This window comes from Vibrio sp. YT-16, assembly GCF_033337405.1.
GTDB classification, from domain to species: Bacteria; Pseudomonadota; Gammaproteobacteria; order Enterobacterales; family Vibrionaceae; genus Vibrio; species Vibrio alginolyticus.
The window spans coordinates 105,707-119,972 of the sequence record NZ_JAWOQQ010000014.1 but is presented as its reverse complement, the minus strand read 5'-3'; the positions used below and the strand labels follow the sequence as shown (position 1 = coordinate 119,972).

The 14,266-nt window shown below is 51.7% G+C and carries 26 protein-coding genes; 3 read left to right on the top strand and 23 right to left on the bottom strand.

Annotation, left to right across the window (positions count from 1 at the left end; translation table 11 throughout):
* Positions 1-239 precede the first annotated feature (239 nt).
* Both R7F07_RS19730 and R7F07_RS19725 read right to left on the bottom strand, forming a co-directional pair.
* Positions 240-683, bottom strand: coding sequence for a hypothetical protein (locus tag R7F07_RS19730; RefSeq protein ID WP_343075053.1), 444 nt, complete (start codon positions 681-683; stop codon positions 240-242).
* Positions 684-739: 56 nt separating this feature from the next.
* Complete coding sequence (locus tag R7F07_RS19725) at positions 740-1,228, bottom strand: DUF1643 domain-containing protein (protein ID WP_001273096.1); 489 nt, start codon at positions 1,226-1,228, stop codon at positions 740-742.
* A 96-nt stretch (positions 1,229-1,324) separates the two neighbouring features.
* Between R7F07_RS19725 and R7F07_RS19720 the strand changes: the two genes are divergently transcribed.
* Entirely contained in the window at positions 1,325-1,660 is a 336-nt protein-coding gene (locus R7F07_RS19720; RefSeq protein ID WP_000683476.1) for a hypothetical protein, read from the top strand.
* Positions 1,661-1,674: 14 nt separating this feature from the next.
* Here the strand turns inward: R7F07_RS19720 and R7F07_RS19715 are convergent, their stop codons facing one another.
* The 4 genes from R7F07_RS19715 to R7F07_RS19700 all read right to left on the bottom strand — a co-directional run bounded on the left by R7F07_RS19715 (position 1,675) and on the right by R7F07_RS19700 (position 3,603).
* The gene (locus R7F07_RS19715; RefSeq protein ID WP_001281821.1) at positions 1,675-2,145 is read right to left on the bottom strand and encodes a hypothetical protein; all 471 of its coding nucleotides are present in this window, start codon (positions 2,143-2,145) and stop codon (positions 1,675-1,677) included.
* Positions 2,138-2,509, bottom strand: coding sequence for a hypothetical protein (locus R7F07_RS19710; protein WP_000516916.1), 372 nt, complete (start codon positions 2,507-2,509; stop codon positions 2,138-2,140). The genes R7F07_RS19715 and R7F07_RS19710 overlap by 8 nt, the downstream gene beginning before the upstream one ends.
* A 10-nt stretch (positions 2,510-2,519) precedes the next feature.
* Positions 2,520-2,714 (bottom strand): hypothetical protein, encoded by a 195-nt coding sequence (locus tag R7F07_RS19705; RefSeq protein ID WP_000343597.1) that lies wholly within the window; start codon positions 2,712-2,714, stop codon positions 2,520-2,522.
* A gap of 340 nt (positions 2,715-3,054) precedes the next feature.
* Positions 3,055-3,603, bottom strand: coding sequence for a transcriptional regulator (locus R7F07_RS19700; RefSeq protein WP_001061574.1), 549 nt, complete (start codon positions 3,601-3,603; stop codon positions 3,055-3,057).
* A gap of 162 nt (positions 3,604-3,765) precedes the next feature.
* On the opposite strand from R7F07_RS19700, the gene R7F07_RS19695 reads away from it, so the two are divergent.
* Both R7F07_RS19695 and R7F07_RS19690 read left to right on the top strand, forming a co-directional pair.
* Positions 3,766-4,116, top strand: coding sequence for a type II toxin-antitoxin system RelE/ParE family toxin (locus R7F07_RS19695; RefSeq protein WP_000270043.1), 351 nt, complete (start codon positions 3,766-3,768; stop codon positions 4,114-4,116).
* Between the two features lie 4 nt (positions 4,117-4,120).
* The gene (locus R7F07_RS19690; protein WP_000124640.1) at positions 4,121-4,423 is read left to right on the top strand and encodes an XRE family transcriptional regulator; all 303 of its coding nucleotides are present in this window, start codon (positions 4,121-4,123) and stop codon (positions 4,421-4,423) included.
* A 26-nt stretch (positions 4,424-4,449) separates the two neighbouring features.
* Here R7F07_RS19690 and R7F07_RS19685 read toward each other — a convergent pair whose 3' ends face one another.
* The 17 genes from R7F07_RS19685 to R7F07_RS19605 form a co-directional block, all read right to left on the bottom strand.
* The gene (locus R7F07_RS19685; protein WP_001239997.1) at positions 4,450-4,743 is read right to left on the bottom strand and encodes a chromosome segregation protein ParM; all 294 of its coding nucleotides are present in this window, start codon (positions 4,741-4,743) and stop codon (positions 4,450-4,452) included.
* An 87-nt stretch (positions 4,744-4,830) separates the two neighbouring features.
* Positions 4,831-5,103 carry an HU family DNA-binding protein gene (locus R7F07_RS19680; RefSeq protein ID WP_001043047.1) on the bottom strand — a complete coding sequence of 91 codons (273 nt, stop codon included), beginning with the start codon at positions 5,101-5,103 and terminating at the stop codon, positions 4,831-4,833.
* 57 nt (positions 5,104-5,160) lie between these two features.
* Entirely contained in the window at positions 5,161-5,688 is a 528-nt protein-coding gene (locus R7F07_RS19675) for a thermonuclease family protein (protein WP_001236377.1), read from the bottom strand.
* A gap of 230 nt (positions 5,689-5,918) precedes the next feature.
* Positions 5,919-6,776: a hypothetical protein gene (locus R7F07_RS19670; RefSeq protein WP_001167032.1), complete on the bottom strand. Its 858-nt coding sequence runs from the start codon at positions 6,774-6,776 to the stop codon at positions 5,919-5,921.
* Positions 6,763-6,990, bottom strand: a complete 228-nt coding sequence (locus R7F07_RS19665) for a hypothetical protein (RefSeq protein ID WP_001447532.1) — start codon at positions 6,988-6,990, stop codon at positions 6,763-6,765. The genes R7F07_RS19670 and R7F07_RS19665 overlap by 14 nt, the downstream gene beginning before the upstream one ends.
* A gap of 2 nt (positions 6,991-6,992) precedes the next feature.
* Complete coding sequence (locus R7F07_RS19660) at positions 6,993-7,511, bottom strand: nitrite reductase (RefSeq protein ID WP_000210756.1); 519 nt, start codon at positions 7,509-7,511, stop codon at positions 6,993-6,995.
* Positions 7,508-7,954, bottom strand: a complete 447-nt coding sequence (locus R7F07_RS19655) for a Fe3+-siderophore ABC transporter permease (protein WP_000919345.1) — start codon at positions 7,952-7,954, stop codon at positions 7,508-7,510. Before R7F07_RS19655 ends, R7F07_RS19660 begins: the two co-directional genes overlap by 4 nt.
* Positions 7,954-8,313 (bottom strand): hypothetical protein, encoded by a 360-nt coding sequence (locus R7F07_RS19650; RefSeq protein ID WP_000422768.1) that lies wholly within the window; start codon positions 8,311-8,313, stop codon positions 7,954-7,956. The genes R7F07_RS19655 and R7F07_RS19650 overlap by 1 nt, the downstream gene beginning before the upstream one ends.
* Positions 8,314-8,369: 56 nt before the next feature.
* On the bottom strand, positions 8,370-8,798 hold the full coding sequence (locus tag R7F07_RS19645) for a hypothetical protein (protein ID WP_000591074.1): 429 nt from the start codon (positions 8,796-8,798) through the stop codon (positions 8,370-8,372).
* Positions 8,799-8,831: 33 nt separating this feature from the next.
* The gene (locus R7F07_RS19640; RefSeq protein WP_000139698.1) at positions 8,832-9,692 is read right to left on the bottom strand and encodes a DsbA family protein; all 861 of its coding nucleotides are present in this window, start codon (positions 9,690-9,692) and stop codon (positions 8,832-8,834) included.
* A 15-nt stretch (positions 9,693-9,707) separates the two neighbouring features.
* Positions 9,708-10,667, bottom strand: a complete 960-nt coding sequence (locus R7F07_RS19635; RefSeq protein WP_000829616.1) for a S49 family peptidase — start codon at positions 10,665-10,667, stop codon at positions 9,708-9,710.
* Positions 10,667-11,521: a hypothetical protein gene (locus tag R7F07_RS19630; RefSeq protein WP_000539392.1), complete on the bottom strand. Its 855-nt coding sequence runs from the start codon at positions 11,519-11,521 to the stop codon at positions 10,667-10,669. Before R7F07_RS19630 ends, R7F07_RS19635 begins: the two co-directional genes overlap by 1 nt.
* A 4-nt stretch (positions 11,522-11,525) precedes the next feature.
* Positions 11,526-11,819 carry a hypothetical protein gene (locus tag R7F07_RS19625; protein WP_001370730.1) on the bottom strand — a complete coding sequence of 98 codons (294 nt, stop codon included), beginning with the start codon at positions 11,817-11,819 and terminating at the stop codon, positions 11,526-11,528.
* 10 nt (positions 11,820-11,829) lie between these two features.
* Entirely contained in the window at positions 11,830-12,303 is a 474-nt protein-coding gene (locus R7F07_RS19620) for a hypothetical protein (RefSeq protein WP_000057877.1), read from the bottom strand.
* A gap of 96 nt (positions 12,304-12,399) precedes the next feature.
* Positions 12,400-12,921, bottom strand: coding sequence for a hypothetical protein (locus R7F07_RS19615; RefSeq protein WP_000805800.1), 522 nt, complete (start codon positions 12,919-12,921; stop codon positions 12,400-12,402).
* Positions 12,922-12,923: 2 nt separating this feature from the next.
* Positions 12,924-13,445, bottom strand: a complete 522-nt coding sequence (locus R7F07_RS19610; RefSeq protein WP_000393785.1) for a hypothetical protein — start codon at positions 13,443-13,445, stop codon at positions 12,924-12,926.
* 4 nt (positions 13,446-13,449) lie between these two features.
* On the bottom strand, positions 13,450-14,058 hold the full coding sequence (locus tag R7F07_RS19605; RefSeq protein WP_000849071.1) for a hypothetical protein: 609 nt from the start codon (positions 14,056-14,058) through the stop codon (positions 13,450-13,452).
* Between the last annotated feature and the right edge of the window lie 208 nt (positions 14,059-14,266).

Here is a 14,266-nt window from a genome sequence, read left to right as displayed (position 1 = left end):
GGTAAGCAGAGTTTTTGAAATGTAAGGCCTTTGAATAAGACAAAAGGCTGCCTCATCGCTAACTTTGCAACAGTGCCTTTTCAACACAAGCGTGATCATCGGTGCATCCGCACCCTATACATTTAGCAGTGAGCATAAGCGCCTCCCCAAGTAAATTAACAACATCATAGTATCATTATGTGATGCTGTAAATATTAAAAAGAAAGCGGCCATAGCCGCCCTTCCGAAGTAATTTTCCTTTAGTGGTTGTCTTGGCCCTGTTTCCAAGCGACGAATGCCTGCACTAGCGGTACGCCATCATCACTCAAGGCATTCCCTTCTATCCATCCGCCTCGTATGACGACAGACTGCCCTGATTCCAAGCCAAAAGGTTCCCACTCAGAAGCCACCGGGGAACCGTCCACCAGCAGGTCGAGATCTTCAATCCATTTATCCCGGCCATCCAGAGTTTTCCAAACTGAGTCATCGACCCAAAAGGCCTTGATTTGTTCTGGTGTGGCATTGGTCCAATCGTTGTCTTTCCCGTCAGCAAGTGAAAGTACAGAGTCAACCGTTTGCTGCCAGTTCGGCCAATCTTCTTCGACAACAACGCAAGTAAGCGAGCTCTTGCCATTTGCTCTGCGGCCATCATCAACCTTCCGGATCAGCCTTTCCAGTGTCGCCAGCTCCTCATCGCAGAGCACGGCCTGTGCATCGCTTATCTTTGCCACGAAGTAACGTGCTTCAAGCATCGACATAATTATTTTCCTCCCCAGGGCACAAGTTTTGTCGAATATCCAAGCATTAGTGGGTGCTTCGGGTCCCCCGAACCAGTCACGCCAAATGCCAATACCGGCTTCCCAGATGCAACGAGCTGCTCTAAAAGCCTGTCCAAATGAACATGCAAAGACTTAGGCAGCTTAGTTCGGCTCCCCCAGCAGGGCACCAAGACATCAGCATCCCGAATAATCCTTTCCAAGTGGATTTCATTTTCAGGCCCGACAGGATCAACCGCCGTAGCCAGCTCTCGAACGTCGGTCGCCCGAAAAGCAAAAGCATTACCGACTATGAATCGCCTCCCTCCGTTGACCTTGGTAAACCCTATCCACTTTCTGACCGTGTGATCGTCCTCGGTGGCCGTGGCCGTAGAGCCGTTTACACCAAAATAACCGAACACAAGGCCTTCGGGTTGCACATCCCTTTCCAGACGGTATCTGTACATGCCGCACTTGCTGATAATTGCACTCAAAGTGTCACCTCTTTTTGAATGAAAAATGCCCTTTCACAGTTGCATTTTTTAATGCTGTGATAGGATAAAAGTGTAAGTTGAAAAGGAGAGATGACCATGAAACATGTACTGAATATCGCGCTGATGGCTGTTGTTATTCTTGGCCTGGCTATGCTTGAGGCCACCAACTGGGGTTACGCAGTGCTGGCTATCCCGGCAGTGATTTGGGCCAAGTCGGTGCTCAACCTTCTGCACAAACTGCCGGTTCTGGCTGCTGCTTTTTGGATTCTGGTTGCTGTTTTCGCGTGGCAAGCGGCACTTGTTGGTATCCTGTTCTATGGCGTACTTGCGACCCCTAAAGCGCCAGCAAACACCAATGGCAAGAAAAGCCGAAAAGCCAATCTGATGGGCACTTACAGCTACGACTTTAAAACCGGCGAATGCTTTAGCTAAGACTGGCTCCACGGTTATTTCTCCTCAGCCTTCCTGATGGGCGCTCTCAGCGCTCTCAGGACAGCTTCTTCAAGAGCTGCGGCCCCTGCCCTATCACGTCGCTTTGTTAATGCCCCATATTGCTTCCTGATGGGTAGCATCAGCTCTTCGAGTTCATTGCGCTTCCTATCGTCGGCTTCAAGTTTCTCGCTTCGCGCCAAGGCTTCGGCTTGCTCGCTTTTTGCTTGCCACTCTATCTTGTCGCCTTGCACTTCCCATGCTTTAACGTAATGAGCATCATCCAGACCTTTTGCTCCGTTGTCCGAAAACGAGGCCCCTGAGTAAATGCCACCGACAACCCAGCGCCTTTTGCTTTTTCCCTTTGAGAAATACATCTCACGGCCTAAAACACCATCGCGCAAAGTGGCTACCGAGATAAATAGCCCAGCGTCCCCTTTCCTAAAGCCGCAGAACACAAACTCAAGCGGTTCGTATAAATCACTCATGCTGATCACTCCGAAGAACAGACAAGACCTTCTCAGCTCGCTCCTGGAGGTCTATGAGTTCGGCAGCATCATTACCGCTCAATGACATGTCCCCGCCATAGAGGCGATACTCAACGCTGTCCATCGCCTGGCGAAGCAATCCTAGAAGAGCATTCACGTTTGCCGGTGTTGATAGGGCGACGGCTTCACCTTTCAGCTCACGTCCATTAAATTCCGACCACTCGGCTATGCCTGTCAGTTCGCAACAATTTGAGCAGGACATACTGGCAACATTCTGGGGATCGTCTGGACAGTGTTCATTGATGACAAAGTTCATCTCGTCACTGCCGCACTTTCCACAAATGATGTGTACTTTTTTGCCCATGCTGCTGCCCTTAGTGGAGAGTCTGCTCTTCCACAACAATCATCCCGTCAACCAAGCTGATTGTGGCGGGACCGCAGTTACCCAGCACCTCAGCTTTGACTCCGTTGTTCAACGCGACATAAAGCCGTCTCGCCCCGTTGGTGACGCGGATGCCTTTCTGGTCGAGTTGTTCAAGCATTTCTTCGTAGGTAATTTTTTCGTCCATCAGTTCTCCTCAGCAAGGATCTCGTCGATGAGGTTCTTTGCTATCAATCTGGCATCCAAAGGGACAGCCAGGCTGTCAATTCTGCCTCTTTCATGGGCAACAATGAGTTGCGCCTTCCAAGCTATCCCGGAAAGAGAAGCATCAGGTTCTTTACCTGAGCTTCTCATACATCTTGCGTTTCGGTACGCCGCCAGCCACTCAGGTCTGGTTGAGTTATAACGCCCAAGGCCAGCTTTTCGTTGGAAGCACATTCATCGCGCACCTTTACAGATTCATTTTATGATACTGTAAACAATAAAAAGACACCTTGCAAGACTTTCACATGTGAAAGTTTTCTGGTTTACATCTGCTCGCTTGGATCAAACCCCAAAGCCTTGCACACGTCATCCAGGTCATCGAGCGTGAAGAATCCCAGCGTCAGTTCCCCGGAGCGCTTCGCGGGGTTATAGCGAACTTTGATAGGCCTACCCGTAGCATCGCTCATCAGGGTCTCCAGGCGCTTAATGTCTGCATCCCTGTCCACTTCTTTGCCCTTCGCTATCGCCTCAAATTTATGAACCGGTGTCCTGGTATGCAGGAGATCCCTCAGGAGCTTTTCTCTCTTGCTGAAAGGTAACTTAGCCACGGCCCTCACATGCCCCAGGGTGATCTTGCGTGGATTTCTGAGCCAGAGTGTTAGCTCTTCCTCCGATAGCGTACCGGCGCGTTTCAGGTGTGTAACCGTATAGACCTTCTCAATACCCAGATCCTCTCTGATCTGACTGTTTGAACGCCCCTCTCCGCTTAGGAACGCGACCACATAGGCCTTTTCTGCATCAGTCATGCCTGGATGCTGGTGGTAGTAGTCAATGGCTTCTCTTGCATCGAGCAGTAGGGGTAGGTTGTTCATTCAGGACACCTTTTAGTCACATGACTATATCGAGGCTTATTCTACCCCCTATTTTAGTCACATGACTACTTACTGACATTTCGGCCCCCATCGCCGCCGATTTTTCTTGATTATAGGTTTGAATCTATATAGGATTGCACCTATATTAAGTAAGGAGAAATCATGTGGGTCATCGAGACAACCGACACCTTTGATGAGTGGTTCGATGCTCTGGATGATACCGATAGAGCAAACGTGCTGGCTTCGATGATGGTGCTGCGAGATAGAGGCCCCATGCTGTCGAGGCCATACGCGGATACTGTTAACGGTTCATCCTACAGCAACATGAAAGAGCTTCGGGTCCAAAGCAAAGGAGATCCTATCAGAGCGTTCTTTGCGTTCGATCCAAAGCGTAAGGGGATTCTTCTCTGCGCCGGTAACAAGACCGGGGACGAGAAAAGGTTTTATGAAGTAATGATCCCAATTGCAGACCGTGAGTTTGCGGCGCACTTGGATAAATTGAAGAAGGAGTGACGTTATGGCAAGAACTCTTGACCAAATGCTGGCAACAGAAAAGCCTGAGGTTGTTGCCAAAGCACAGAAAGCGGCCACTGAGATGTTACTGAACATCCACTTGGCAGAGCTTCGTGATCGCATGAACCTTACCCAGGGGGAAATTGCTGCATCTCTGGGTGTGAGACAGCCGACAGTCTCCGAGATGGAAAAACCTGGACGAGATCTCAAGCTGTCGTCCATTAAGCGGTACGTTGAGGCCTCCGGTGGCAAGCTACGCCTCGATGTTGAACTTCCGGACGGCACCCACTACGGCTTTGCCGTTTAACTCGATACGCCCCGTTATGGGGCGTATTACTTCTCTTGCTCTTCTTCCAGCCGTTTTCGGTATATCTCTCCTGCACGTTCCCTGCCATCGTCGGTCAGCCTAAAGGCCAGCTTTAGAGAAGCATTCCGGTACTTGTTCAACAGGCCGTTCTCCACCAGCGTGTGGCATGACGTTCGGAAGTTCGTTCCATGAATACCGCTCTGGCGAGCTGAATTGATCATCTCCAGTATTTTTACACCTGGTACAGGCTCGGCTTTTCCACCGGCCTCAATTGCGTATAGAATGAACAAAACGTCTTTTTGAGTTGACGACAATCTCATCCCTTCCCCTTATTCATGTCTGATATGAATAAGGCTCCCACGAAGGAGCCTTATGTAAACCTTATTCATGTGTCACATGATTAAGATCTAGTTCACGGAGTCTTTCAACCCCTTACCAGCTTTGAACCCAGGAATGTTGGCCGCCGCGATCTGGATGTTCTCTCCAGTCTGGGGATTCCGCCCGGTTCGCGCTGCGCGTTCCTTAACGTGGAAAGTACCAAACCCAGTGAGCGCTACTGTCCCACCCGCTTTAAGCTCCTCTGTCACTGAGTTGATCAGCGCATTTACCGCAGCTTCGGCCTTTGCTTTGCTAATGTCAGCGTCTTCGGCCACTTTCATAATCAGTTCACTTTTGTTCATCGTTATTCCTGTTTGTTTTCTTGGTTACTGTTTACACCTGCATACTCTGGGGTGTGGTTAGTGCTTTCTTCGCCACTCCCAAGGGGGAGTTCTCTCCGATTCCGGTAATGCCCAGAGACCTCGCTTATCGGCTTTGGCTTCGGCCTCCAGCTTGAACAGCTCCGGTGTTTTGGCGTACTGCCGGTACACCCACGCACTCCCAGAACGGACCATTTCGGCATTGACCCATTTGCCATCGACATAAAGGTTGGCGACCAGACGGCCATAACGGTCTTTGTCGATTTGCTCGACTTTAATCATTCGACCAAACACCAGATCGGACAACGCCTGTTTCGCCTTTGAGCCGTAGGGTTGTTTCTTCTCTGGGGTGTCGATTTCCGCCAGCCTTACCCGGTACTGGATTTTGCCGCTCCGGCAATCTTTCCCGGAGTCACAGCTTTGTTCAGTCAGGACCTTGACCGTATCACCGTCAGACACCCCCACAACCTTCGCAGTAAAGGTTTCTGCCCATACCTGAGGGGCCACCACCAGCATGGCTACCAGGAACGCTGAAACCCCCGTATTTTTCACAAAACCTAACCTCATAATCACTCCATCCAAATTACTTTTTTTTCCCAGCCGGTAGAGCCTTGGCCCAACAGAGCCTTGTTTCATCCACCTTGCTGTCTACGATTCGACAGGCATCCCAGTTAAGAGATGACCAGTGAGCAATGGCAGAGGCCAACCAGTACCACGGTGCCGTAAACACCGGCTGGCCCCCTTCCTTCGTTTTAAATACCTGGTATCGCATGTTGATCCTCCTGTTTGGGTGAGGCTTAGGCCTCGTAATAGAAATTTTTTGTGTCCGGATAGGGTTTAAAGCAATGAGCCGTGGCTCTCCCCAGGGAAAGCACTGAAGCCTCAGCTTCCGGCGCTTCCTCAGTGTCTTCACGAAATTCCCCGCCAAGTTGCTTCACCCATTCGGCAGCGAGCTGCACACCTTCATCAAAGGGAACTTTGTTCTTTTGAAGCACATCCAGATAGGAAAGCAGCAAGCAGTGAGGCGTAATGACGGCGGTGTTCCAATCGGTTGCGAGCCGTGTTTCGTCCATATCTGCATACCAGGCATCAACCTGATGTTTCAATCCGATCTCGGCCATCATGCCGTGCTTACCGGCGACCTTTCTGCCTTCCTCTACCACATCAACCGGGGCGTCCCAGTAGAGGACTCCCCCGTCCGCTTCTTGGGTCGCACAGGTTGCACCTTGCGGCCAATGCCTCCGTTCCATAACGAGCTCGCAGAGCGTTTGGTTGCCTACAGGAGCCTTGTAGTCCTCATCGAGATTCACCACGATGGTTTCCGGCTCCTGTTCAACCGGTGGCAGGTATCTGGCGACCAGAGGCATTGTCAAAATCACAGCCCCATCCATGTGAAAGGATGTTGGAGCCTTCACTATTCGGTCCATTACCCAGCACCAAGCATGAAGCAACCGATCCTCTACCTTGTCGTCAGCCTCAATCTCTTGAACGAACTGGTTGAAACGAACCTGACTATCCAGAAACAGGCCTGTGCTCTGACACTTATCGCTGATCGTATGAATGAGCTCCGCCTGCTCCAGAAGCATTTCTCGGGTGACTTCCTCCACATCACCAAATGCGTCAAACAACTTTGTCATGTAGTCACGAATTTGCATGTTCTTCCCCCTCGGCATCGAATTGCTTTGCAAGCTCAGGATCACCGGCCCAGCGAAGGGCGTCTCCCATATGCGTGAAAGCGCGTTTATTGTTATCCTGCTTATTCACCCTGACCGGCGTCTTTTGGTCACGAGGCTGTAGTAGCCAGTACCCGGCCTCTTCCCTGATTAGTTCTGCGGCCACCAGAAAGCCGTTCTTCGTTGCAATGATCATCATCAGCTCCCGTGGTTAAGCCAGTAGGCATAGATAGTGATGGCAAGGCCTCCCGCGAGCACAATGACTGCGGCGGTACGCTGGACCCACTTCGATGCACCAAACCGCGCCAGGTGTCTCCCCAGGAACTGGAAAGGTGCTGTCTTTCCGATAGCGCGAATCACCCAGGAGATTGCCAACAGAAGGATGGCTGTGGCCGGGTATATACCAACCCCTAAGAGATTCATCTCTCCGACCGCGAGCTGATAGATGAATGCCAACAGCATGGCTACCGCAGTCAATACAGCTACAACCTTGGTCCCGTTTCGCCAGTCCCACGCTCGACGTGCGTCACTGGTAAAACTCACCATCGAGACAAGGAACGGCATAAATGGCAGGTTCATGCTGGTGGGTTTATCCATGAATGCGTCAAGACCCACAAACATGGCCGTCATCACCACATAGAACAACAGGGCGGGGACAAGCATGTCGCGTAAAGACCGAACCTGGTTGGCGTTCGCGTTTTGAGTATTCGTCGTCATTGTGTTTGCCCCTTCAACATTCCCCATAGCTGACGGTGAAGATCAGCGATTACCTTGTACGTCCCCTTCACTGCTGGTTGCTCAAGGGTCTTGAGCATCCACAAAGCAATAAACAGGCTGGAAAGCAGTGCCACCACCAACTGGATGTTGTGGCTACTCAAATAGACGGCATAGCCGTTTAGGCAGGCACTCAATAGCAACCAGACCCTGGCCGTCATCAGCCCCCAGCGGTGATAGGTCACGAGCAGGTAGGCTGTTACGACAGAACAGAGTGTCATGGCACCAGAAGTGGCTAGGTAAACGACCCATGTACTGGCCTCGCCAGTGACGTAAGTGCCACCAACGGAGAAGGACAAGCCAAAGATCCAAATTGCTGCATTCCGGAGTAGGGCATCAACAATGATGTAACTAGCAGCGAGATTGATAATTCCGCGTTTTAGCATTACCCCCTCCCGTTATTCTGATACCTGCCCAGCTCAGCCCTGAGCCTATTAATTTCTTCCGTGGCTTCGGCCAACTGCTCCCGATACTTCTTGAACTGCTGATATGAATGCCAGGACTGTCCTTTCGATACTGACTTCGTGATGGCGGCGACCTCATCCGGCGTCAACCGGGTGAGCTGCTCTTCCGGATAGATCAGGATGGTGTTGCTGTCCCAGTCAAAGCCTGCGTGAATAGCTTTCACCCCCACTGTAGGGGTTCCACCAATCCCACCTGGCTGGTGGATGACAAGCCTCAAAGGCGCTGAGGCCTTGTGTGGATGAAGGCTATCGAGAGCCTCTTTTGCTTCTTGTAACTCCATAGATTCACCTCATAGTGAAATCAGGCCCCGGAGAGCCTGACTTTCACATGTGAAAGTTAATTTGCCTTCTGCTGTCTGGCAGAAACCCTCAAGGCCAGCGCCTTTTGCATGTCGGGCTGCTGGAAACGCACCTTGGTCCGATCAGGCCAACTGTCCATTTCATTGCACCGCAGGGTGTCTATGGCCGCATCACGGTAAACCTGATAGAAGTCGGTTCCACCTATGGAGTTAATTGCCATCATGGCGGCAAACATCGGGTTACTGTTCATGACGCTTGTAAGAGTCTCGGGGGTCATTGGGGTGTCGCATGACTTGTTGAGGGCAACCAGCAGGTCATTACCAACCAGGGCACAGGCAGCGCATACCTGTTTGGTATCATCCAAGGCCTTCGCGTATTCGTTGTTTGGCTGAGGGACGCTTGAGCAAGCCGACAGGACAAGCAGCCCCGCCAGAAGGCATCCCAATTTAGTTGTAATCTTGATCATCAGTTCTCACTCCACTTTCACATGTGAAAGTTTTTATTGGTTCGCGGAGTCGTCTTGTTGCGACTCAATCATCATTTTTCGCATCACGGCCATGATGGCTTGCGCCGGTTGAGCGCCGCCGAGAAGCTGGCTCTTGCCGGTATGGTTGTCCACTACAAAAGTGGCTGGTGTCCCGTTGACGCCATAGCTCTTGGCTTTCTGGATGTCAGCTTCAACCTTGTCTTCGTACTTTCCTGAGCCGAGGCACTCCCGGAACGCATCCAGATCAGCACCAACACCAGTGACAACAGAGGCCAGGTCAGCAACACCGCCACCATTCCCCTGGGTATGGTGGAAAATGTCGTTAACGAAGACCCAGAAGCCACGGTTGCCCTTCTGCTCAGCAATACATTCAGCGGCCAGAGCTTCCTTGTGAGCTGCCGGGTTATGGAAATCGAGAGGCATGTGCTTCCACTGCCAATTCACATTGCCTTTGCTGGCATCCACAATTTGTTTGGGTGTGTCGTGGAATCGCTTGCAGAATGGGCACTCCATATCGGAGAACTCCACCAGCGTGAACCGAGCACCAAGGTCCCCGTAGATGTGTTTGCCTTCTTCGACCTTCTCAGGTGCTGCCTCGAACTGGGCATACTTCTGATCGATGTCGGCTTGTTGTTTCTGCGCGACAAACTTGTTGATGCTTTCGGCCACAGCAGCTTCAAACTCTGCCTTGCTTTTGAAGGTGACGCCTTCGGCATCCTTCACCTGGTTGACCGTAGACTTCACGTTGGCGATCTCTTGCGCCAGATCCTTCTCTTTCACGAACTGGTAGATCCCGAACCCGGTTCCTACGAGCCCCAAAAGAATGGCGGCAACAACCCCGAGACGTAGTGATTTGGTACTTTGTTCTGTCATATCAAACTGCTCCTATCAGTAAACTTTCACAGCGCTGAGTTCTTGCACGAAGGAACTGGCTTCGAGCTTCGCTCGTTGGGTCAGTCGCCGGATGATGTCTTCGGTTGGTGTGTAGTCCACCAAGTTGCTCTGGTGGATGACGTCTCGCGCCACGGAGTTCAAACTACCCAGGCCATCAATCAGCCCAATGTCTTTGGCCTGCTCCCCGTTCCAGAGCAATCCAGAAAACACCTCTGGGTCGTCTTTCAGTCGATCACCCCGCCCAGCCTTCACTCGTTCGATGAACTGCTGGTGGGTTTTCGATAGAACGCCCTCCCAGAATTTCTTCATGTCAGAGGTAAGAGGGGAGAATGGGTCGAGAAGCGCTTTGTGCTCTCCGGAAGTGATAGCCCGGCGCTCGATGCCGAGCTTGTCCATCAAGCCGGTGAATCCAAACCCCGAGCTGATGACGCCGATAGAACCGACAAGGCTGGCGCGGTCAGCATAGATTTCATCCGCAGCAGAGGCGATGTAGTAACCGCCAGAGGCACCGATGTCATCAATGATGGCGTAGACCTTTTTCTCCGGATGAAGGGCTCGCTGCGCCTTCACTTCGTCATAAATCCGTCCTGCTTGAACCGGGCTACCGCCAGGGCTGTTTATGCGAAGCACGATAGCTTGTGAGTTCGGGTTGTCGAATGCAGCTTGGATGGACGGGATAAGGTGATCAGCATCGGCCAGAGTGCCAGCAGCAATTTCACCACGGATGTTGATATACGCGGTGTGAGGGGCTCCTGCCTTGGCGCTTTGCCACGGCATCCCACCCGGATTAGATGCCAAAATGATGAAGCCGATCATGAGAAGCACGAAACCAGATGCGCGAAGCACACGCAACATGGTCCGCCAGCGCCGGTCTTTCACCTGCTCTTTATGCAGGGTGAACATGTACTTCTCAATGAGTTCTTTCTCCCAGGGGATCTCTTTGTTTTCTGCCATTAGTTTTTCCTTTTGCATGTTTCGATTATCAGTCCCCAGAACTCTTCATCAGCGCTATCAGCCCGGTCTTTGACTTTCTGGTAAACAAGGTTGGTGTTGAGCTGATGCTCACGACAGAACTGAGCAATGTTGCTGTAGGTCCTGTCCAGATAGGTGAAGGGTTTCCCTTTACCTTTTTTCTTGGCGAGGATGAGCTTCCACTCATCATTGGAGAGTTTGTCTGCGGCCTTCCCGGTGTCCGCAATGCGCCTACGCACCGTTACCGGATCAAGTCCATGTGCTCTGGCTATGCTGGCAACGCAGTTGAACTTCCGACCGTCAATCATGACAGTAGGCAAATCACCAGCGGCAGCCTCCTTGAATCGGAAACCTCTGTAACCTGGTTTGAAGATCCCAGGAGCAAGTTGCTCACGGAACTCGATTGCTTGTTCTGACCTGACAAACTTGCTGTCGATTTTGCCGAGCATGTACTTAGCCCGAGCGATTACCTGGTAAAGCGTCTTCTCCAGGAGCATGGCGTCAGCAGCTCGACTCGGAAGACCTATGTCGTCTTCTTGCTCGATACCCAACATTTCTGCATGGCTGGAGCCTTCTGCATGTCGGAAACAGCCGTCGTACTCAAAAAGAAAGGAGGCCAAACCTCCTCTCAGCTTTGCTTTGAACCGGGTGTTGGCCGCGTTCTCTGGCGCTGGTGCCAGCTCGGACACTTCAAGCCCTAAATTTGCGGCCAACTTCCGCAGGTCTTCCTCTCCAATTCGGCATCCAGGCTGCATAACCTGCGCCAGAGCAGATTCATCAGCACATCCGCGTTCTTTCAGCTCAGCCAAGAGGTAGGGAACTCGTACTACCCCCATAAGCTCAAGCTCCCTGAATCGCGTGGACCACCAGCTCACAGAGTTTCCCGTACACAGGAGCAAGGCAGAGTGAAGCCATCACCATGCCAAAGGCTTTCGATGGAGCCTCTTTGGCGAACTTGGTCAACCACGGCATCATGCCGCACAGAGCAGCAACCATAGCGCCAGCCACCCCCAGGGAAGGGAATGCCATCACTTGGGCCAGAATGAAGAAACACTGGGCGTATGCCGCATGGGTCATCGCCTTCTTATCTGCTGCCGTGAACTCCACGGCATCTACGCTTTTGACTTTTTCCATCACATTGTCCTCATGCAACATCAGGTTTTCCGAAAAATTTCTCATACACTTCGAGGTCGAAGGCCAGCATGGTCTTTGCCGCCTTTTCACTAAGCTGGTGGAGGCTAAGCATCTGAACCTTGTCAGTGCCGGTCACTTGCAGATCCACCGCGAACCACGTCCCACCTTTGGTCACGGCCAGAACTTGCACCGCCCAGGGCTTATCCAGTCGTTCGGGCGGAGTGATCATGTTCGACACTTTGGCGACCGTCGCGGTTGAACCTACCCAGTGCTTGTCGAACGCAATGACGTTCAACGCTTCAAACGCATCCTTCGCAGCTTTAAACCGGCTCCGGACAGCATCTTGTTGCTTCCAAGCCATGAACTGGAGAAGGGTCATTCCACCAGCCATAAGGGTGAGAAAACTCAAGCCATTGGCGGCAGCTACGACCGTCGCTACCAAGGACCCCAACATGACGAAGCGGTTATGTTTAAGCTGGGCCACTATTCACCTCCTATACCAACCAGCGTACAGGACTTTTCAAAAATGCAACCCCGCCTAGCTGCCCAATTCGGGCAACCCTGATTCAATCCAGAACTTTCACATGTGAAACTTTCCGCCACAGGAACAGGAGGTTTTTACCTGACCAGAACGGATGGATTGATAGCGGTGCCACAGCTTGACCACTTCTTTTTCGCTGAGAAGGTTTGTCTTGATGTAACGGACTCTATCCCCGTCCGCTGTCTCAACAACGGTTCGGACATAGCCGTACTTGGCAACGGGTGCCTTGTACTTGTGTGACAGAATTACCCGGTAAACCGAGAGCTGGATAATGTCCGACTCATAGATGTGGTTTACCTGGCGCAGCTTGGTGTCCAAGGGAATGAGAACCCCATTCTTGGTTTGGTACACCTGATCAACCCTGCCGTGCATGGGCACCGGCTGTGTGGTTGATATGTCCTGTTCGGACAAAAACAGAGTGGCCGAGCGCAGCTCATAAGGCATGTTCTCTGATTTCCACCACGCCCAGGTGTCTCCAATGCCGCGTTTGCGCCATTGGTCCACTTTCGCAATGACGAAAGGGGCGATGATCAGGACGAATATCCAGAGAACTGGCTTCATGACTACCTCCGGCCCCTAAACCACTCTGGATGATTGGATACATCCATGCTCTTAACCTGTGATGAGAAGACCAGTAGCTCTTGGGTCGTCAGGACGGTCTCAGGAGCCCGAGCGATGAAAGGTCTCAGCAATTCAGAACCCGCATAGATATTGATGACCATATGCAATCGCTCTGTTGCTCCAGAAACTCTCCGCCAGCTCCGGTAGGTTTCTGTTGATTTGGCATAGCCAACCAAGGCAGGAGCCAGCGTGTCGGACTCCTTCGTATTCAACTTCCCTTTTGCTGCCTTCGATACGAACTCAGCGATCACCGAAGCCAGCATGTCGGAGGTAAGGTGAAGCGGCAGCTTTATCGTGTCGAAGTCAGCCTGCTTGATGGTGAACAGGCGGATGTGATCGTTGCGGTAGTCACGCACATAGATGACATGACTCTCAAATGGGTTGGAGTGGTTAAAGGCATCCATACCCCAGCCTGCGGCCTCAAGATGTGCGTTTGATACTGACTTGTCGTAATCAAATTCCACGCTATTACTCTCCGTCTTGTCGTTCAGGAACTTTCACATGTGAAAGTTTTCCGTCGGTCATGATGTCCAGGACGGCTTTGCCCAGTCTCATCCCTTTATGGTTTTGAACCGGGTCTCCCTTGTAGAAAAGTCCTGGCTCGTTATCGGGATGGAATACCCCGTGAGGAATGTTGTCGTGATCGCCCAGCCACATGCGTAGCCTCAGATCCACCAGCCACCCATCATCCAGGACAACCCAGAAATGCGGTGTCACGATGTCCTTGGTCTGTTCGTTTCGCACAAAGCCATACATGCAGTCATGAGGTACACCCGCTTCATTGAGTAGGTGGCTTACTGCCCATGTCATACCGTCACATTCCATCTGGCAGTCATCCAAGGTCATAAGGACGGCTTCCAGTTCCCGGTGCCACTCCGTCATTTGCTTGGCCGCAGGTTTTACCACCAGCTCGTTTTTGTTTTCTGCCAAGATGATGTCTTCCTCGTCAATATTGCATTCGTCTATCGCTTCCGAACGGATGGATACCGCTTCATCCCAGTCATCGCTCGATCCGAAAATGCTCCAACCCTCAAGACCGTAATTCACCCATACGATGAACCGCTTTATCGTTTTCATGTGCGGCCCCCTTTAACCGTGCAACGTTCCCACATACTCACCCCTTCAAACCGTAACCCCACCAAAAAGCCACTTCTTGATGATTTCCAATCAGCAGCGGCAGGTTGCCCCTGAACTAACCTCACCGAAAAACCACCTTTAGATTGCTTTCTGGTGCTTATCAAGTTCTCCTGAGTGATTAGTCGTTCTGAAAACTTTACTTTTCACA